The following is a 4,881-nucleotide window of genomic DNA, read 5'->3' on the forward strand; positions in this document are numbered from 1 at the left end:
GAGGGCGAAGCGGTCCGGGCAATGACCGACGAGATCGCCAATCTCCGGATCGGATGGCTCTACGCATTGGAGCTCCTCAGGATTCCCGAGATCGGCTCGTACCTGGAAACCCTCTGGTACTTCTACGAATTCCGGAGCTGGTACTCGGAAGGCTGCGAGGCCGTACGACTTGCGAGAGACCGCTTGGGAGGCTTGTGTCACGCGGGAAAGGCGCTCGATGCGCAGTGGCGATTCGTACTGGGCCGGAGCCTCTTCCAGGAAGGCTGGTTCTCTTTCCGTCTCGGGCATTACCAGGAGAGCAAAAAACTTGCCTCAGATGGACTGATCCATCTCCAAGCATTACCAGAAGCCAAACGAGACTTGGAGTTCACTCTCAACTTGCTTGGCCTGGTCGACTGGCATCTCGGTGACTTTCGAGAGGCTCGACGGTCTCTCGAGCGAAGCCTGAGCCTCAACGCGGAGACGGGCCATCCCATTACGGGATCAGTGGCTCTCCGCCTTCTCGGTATCGTGGCCCAAGTCACCGGTGAATACGTTGAGGCGAAGTCGCGACATTTGGAATCCATGGCGATCTGTCAAAAGATTGACGAACTTCGCGGTGTGGCCAACAGTTTGATGTGCCTCGGCTGGCTCGCGTGGGAATTAGAAGAACTGGACGAAGCTGAAAGACTGCTCCGAAGTAGCCTGGAGATGGGCCAGAAGCTGCAAGACCGCTTCAACACAGCTCTGGTGCTCGTATTCCTCGGGCTCGTCGCCCAATCTCGGGGTGAGCCCGGAAAGGCGCAACGGCAGTATCGTGCGGCGGTTGCCATCACCACTGAGATTGGAGAGCGCTTTGGCCAAGCGCTTTCCTTGATTCATCTGGCTGGCGTGGAGAGCTCGACCGCCAAGGAACACCTCGTGAAAGGCCTCGAACTGGCCATGGAGCTCCAAGCGGGACCGTTGATTTCGCTCGGGCTAACGAAAGCTGCCCGGCTTCTGGCGGCCGGCAAACAAGCCGAGGAGCACCGGATGGCCATCACGTTGTCGTGTCTTGCCCAACACCACCCGGCGAGCTGGAAGAAAACGAAAGATGACGCGAAGGCGATCCTCTCTCGATTGCAGGATCAGTTGCCTGCGAGTATCGAGGACAACGTCGGGAACGGAGTTCCTGATATCAGCGCCGCGGCCGAGACCTGGTTACGGACGGTGAAGTACGACGTGACCCCGCAGCGTCGTTCGATGGAAACTCGACCCTGAGTCACTCGCTGGATCGGCGCTATTTTGCGTGAAGCGCCGCCTCGAGGGCGGCGAGGCCATCACGGTCGTCGAATCCGGCGTAGAAGTTATAGTCCCGGCCCCCGCGGACCGAGATCCGGACACGCCGCCTCTCGACGTCGAAGGAGACACGCGCGATTTCCGCAAAGTCGACCGTGAAGGCGTCCTTGTGGACGGTGTCGTAGCGGAGCCCATCTGGACCGGCAACGAGCCGGCCGGTACAGTTTCCAAAAACATGGTCGTGGACAACCTCGACGCTTTGTCCCGGCGCCGGCACGATCGGAGGTGCTTCGGGCGACGGAGTCCATAGCTCGGAGCGCTGCCGCTCAGGCCGGCTCGGGCTTCGGAAGGGCGCGAGTACGGATGCGAGAAACGACCGATGAAGGGGACAACGATCGACCGGCTCACTACCGGACACGAAGTATTCCAAGTAGGTTGGGGCTCGTTGGTCTCCTTCGGCATCGTCACCAATGGATCGGCGACAGGATTCAGTTGCGACCAAGAGCGACGAGGCACAGATTTCGACTCGGACGACGTCCGGTGGCGGCTCGATCCACCGGTTCGAGCTCTGTGGCTCGACGATCTCGCTCATGAATCTCGCCCACACCGGCGCCGCCAAATCGGATCCAAACCCTCGCGGGGCGATGGTCTGGGGATCGTCGAATCCGATCCAAACGCCCGCCGAAAGCTCGGGCGTGAAACCGATGAACCACGCATCCTTGACGTCATCGGTGGTTCCAGTCTTGCCCGCGGCCGGAGCCCGGAAGCCTTCCCGCCGGACCGTCCAGCCGGTCCCGGCATCGAGCACCCCTCGTAGGAGGCTGGCCATCACAAAGGCCGTCGAGGGCTTGACGGCACGAGGCTTCAACCGAGCGCCGGACGAAGTAGCGTCGAACAGGACGCGGCCTTCGCCATCGGTTACCCGCCTGATGTAAATCGGTTGGGGTACGGTCCCACCGTTGGCAAACGCAGCATACGCTGCCGTCAGCGCCTCGAGGGTCACCGAGCCGGATCCGAGAGCCACGGACGGCACCCGCGGCTGCGGGCCCAGGCCGAACCGGGCGGCGTAGTCAACGGTGCGATCGATGCCCGTCAGCCGGATGAGACGGACGGCCGCGCGGTTGCTGGACATTTGCAGCGCCGCCCGCACCGTGAGAGCGGAGACCTCATCATGGCCGTCGGCAGGCAACCACTCTCCCTCGTCCGAGGGGACCGGATGGTCTAGGTCATCCAGGATCGTGATCGGTGTGATGCCCTGGTCAACGGCTGCCGCGTACAGGATTGGCTTGAAGGCGGATCCCGGCTGACGCTCGGCCTGGGTCGCCCGGTTGAAGGAGCTATCGGCAAAGTCCCGCCCACCGATGAGAGCGCGCACCTCGCCCGAACGGGGATCCACCGCGATGAGCGCCCCCTGTAGATAGACGGGCGCGCCCGCGGAAATCTCCGGCGCACCGTCGGTCTCTCTTCGGGGGTGACGATAGCTACGACGCGCTTCGATCTCTCGGATACCGTCCTCGAGCGTCGCCTCGGCCGCGCGCTGCATTGCCGGATCGATCGTCGAGTAGACGCGCAGCCCGTCCTCGTAGACGCCATCCCATCCAAACAGGTCGATGAGGTGCTGCCGGAGCTCTTCCTTGAAATAGCTCCCGTAAGCTTCCGTCGTCTCCAGACTGTTGTCCGAGGACAGAGGCTCGAGGCGCGCCGCCTGATAGGCCCGCTCGTCGATGACGTTCGTTTCCTTCATGACCGAGAGCACGACATTACGGCGGGCGATGGCACGTTCGGGAAATCTCTTGGGCGAGTACCGCTCCGGAGCCTGAATCAGCCCGGCGAGCAGCGCGGCATCGCTCACGCTGAGATCAGAAGCGGTCTTTCCGAGATAGCCACGGGCCGCCGTTTCCGCACCATAGAACCCCGAGCCGAAGTAGATCTTGTTGAGATAGAGCTCGAGAATCTCCCTCTTCTCGTAGACCTGCTCGATCCACAAGGCCGTCAGGATCTCGGCGAGCTTCCGGCGAATGGTTCTCTCGCTCGACAGCAGACCCTTTCGTGCCAGTTGCTGGGTGATCGTGCTACCGCCTTCCACGATGCGACCGGCGCTCAAGTTCGCTACGGTGGCGCCAGCAACACGCACTAGGTCGATGCCACCATGCTGATAGAAACGGCGGTCTTCGATGGCGAGCACGGCGTCGATCAGGTGAGGCGACATCCGTTCGATGGGCACTCGGATCCGTTGCTCGCGAAAAATCGTAAACGCCGGTCGGTCGAAGGCGTCGTACACGAGCGTGGCCTCAGACATTTGGTCGAGCGATGACAGCGCGCGCGGGTCGGGGAGTCGGGCGGCGACGTCGATGGCGAGACCGAGACCCAACAGCATCAGAGCGACGAGGACCACAATACCCGCGAGGACCGGCGGTCGTCGCGAGAGAGCCGGAAAACCTTTTTTCAGCGAAGACCGGGCGGACCTGAGCCATGCGCCCACACTCGTGCGCACGGAGCTCGGAAGAGCGTAGAGCTGAACGTGACGCGGGTCTCGGACGCCGTCCGGCCGCTGACTCATCGCGGCCTCACCCGGAAGTCCAGCCTACACCCGTGAACGGCTAGCCGGCTCCCGTCATCCGTCCCAAACGTCACTAACGGCACTCCGTACTCGTGATACCCTCTGCCGGCGCGCCGTCGTCACCTCGACTGGTTGCCAGTTTAGCGCGTTTGCAATGAAGTCCAAGACCACGCGGCCGGCTCGAATCGGTCCTTTCACCCATATCCATCACGAGCCTGGCGCCTGGAGCGTCCATGTGATGCGTGCTGGGGTGCTGTACTCGGACTACTTCTCCAACGCGGTTTATGGGGGGTGGCGGAAGTCGCTCCTCGCGGCCAGGCGCTTCCGAGACGGGCTCTTGACGCGAATTCCACCCGATACCCGCGTGAGGCGCCGCGTCCCGAAGGGCGCACGAAGCGAGACCGGCATCCCGGGAGTGACTCTGGAGCGGTATCGAGTCGACGGCCGCGAGTACGAACGGTTCGTCGCAAGCTGGCAGAACGCCGATGGGGAGTGCCAGAGGCGCCGGTTCTCGGTGGGGCGGTATGGCAAGGAGGTCGCCGAGGCTCTCGCCACCGCGGAACGGAACAAAGGAGTCGAGACCGCCCGGAGAGAGAAACAGGCCAGGCAGCGGGAGGAGGCGGAGCGCAGGCTTTTGGAGCTCCCCCCGGAGCCGTGTCAAGTCAAAGATCCGTTGACCCGAAAGGGCATCAAAATGCCTCCCCGCCCGCGCAACGGAAGGACGACGGGTCCGAATGATCACCTCAGTCCTTAGACGTACAAAAGCGCCGCCTAGCCGCTCGCCAAGACCCGACGACCGGTCGAGCTCGTTCGATGCGAGCATGCGCCAACGATTCATCGGAGGTCCGCAGTGAGCTCGAACGTGGAACGTTTGGTCACGGAAGCCCGGCCCAATATCGAGGAAGTCCTGGAAGCATTCGTGAACGACCAGCGAACGCGAATTTCGGCAAAGACCTTCTCCCGTTACGAGAGGGTCGTCGAGCTCCTGCGGCACCACCTGGACGGATACGCTTATGAGGGCCTGGCGGCGGCGGAGCGTCGATTCTTTGACCGACACTTCAACG

At 62.7% G+C, this 4,881-nt stretch carries 4 protein-coding genes; 3 read left to right on the forward strand and 1 reads right to left on the reverse strand.

What is annotated here, in order from left to right; translation table 11 throughout:
- On the forward strand, nucleotides 1-1,239 hold a 1,239-nt coding region (locus VEK15_03185; protein ID HXV59674.1), incomplete at its 5' end, for a tetratricopeptide repeat protein.
- Nucleotides 1,240-1,258: 19 nt separating this feature from the next.
- Here VEK15_03185 and VEK15_03190 read toward each other — a convergent pair.
- On the reverse strand, nucleotides 1,259-3,817 hold the full coding sequence (locus VEK15_03190; GenBank protein ID HXV59675.1) for a PBP1A family penicillin-binding protein: 2,559 nt from the start codon (nucleotides 3,815-3,817) through the stop codon (nucleotides 1,259-1,261).
- 154 nt (nucleotides 3,818-3,971) lie between these two features.
- On the opposite strand from VEK15_03190, the gene VEK15_03195 reads away from it, so the two are divergent.
- Both VEK15_03195 and VEK15_03200 read left to right on the forward strand, forming a co-directional pair.
- Complete coding sequence (locus VEK15_03195; protein HXV59676.1) at nucleotides 3,972-4,571, forward strand: hypothetical protein; 600 nt, start codon at nucleotides 3,972-3,974, stop codon at nucleotides 4,569-4,571.
- Nucleotides 4,572-4,667: 96 nt separating this feature from the next.
- On the forward strand, nucleotides 4,668-4,881 hold a 214-nt coding region (locus tag VEK15_03200; protein ID HXV59677.1), incomplete at its 3' end, for a hypothetical protein.

This window comes from Vicinamibacteria bacterium, from assembly GCA_035620555.1.
Lineage (GTDB): Bacteria > Acidobacteriota > Vicinamibacteria > Marinacidobacterales > SMYC01 > DASPGQ01.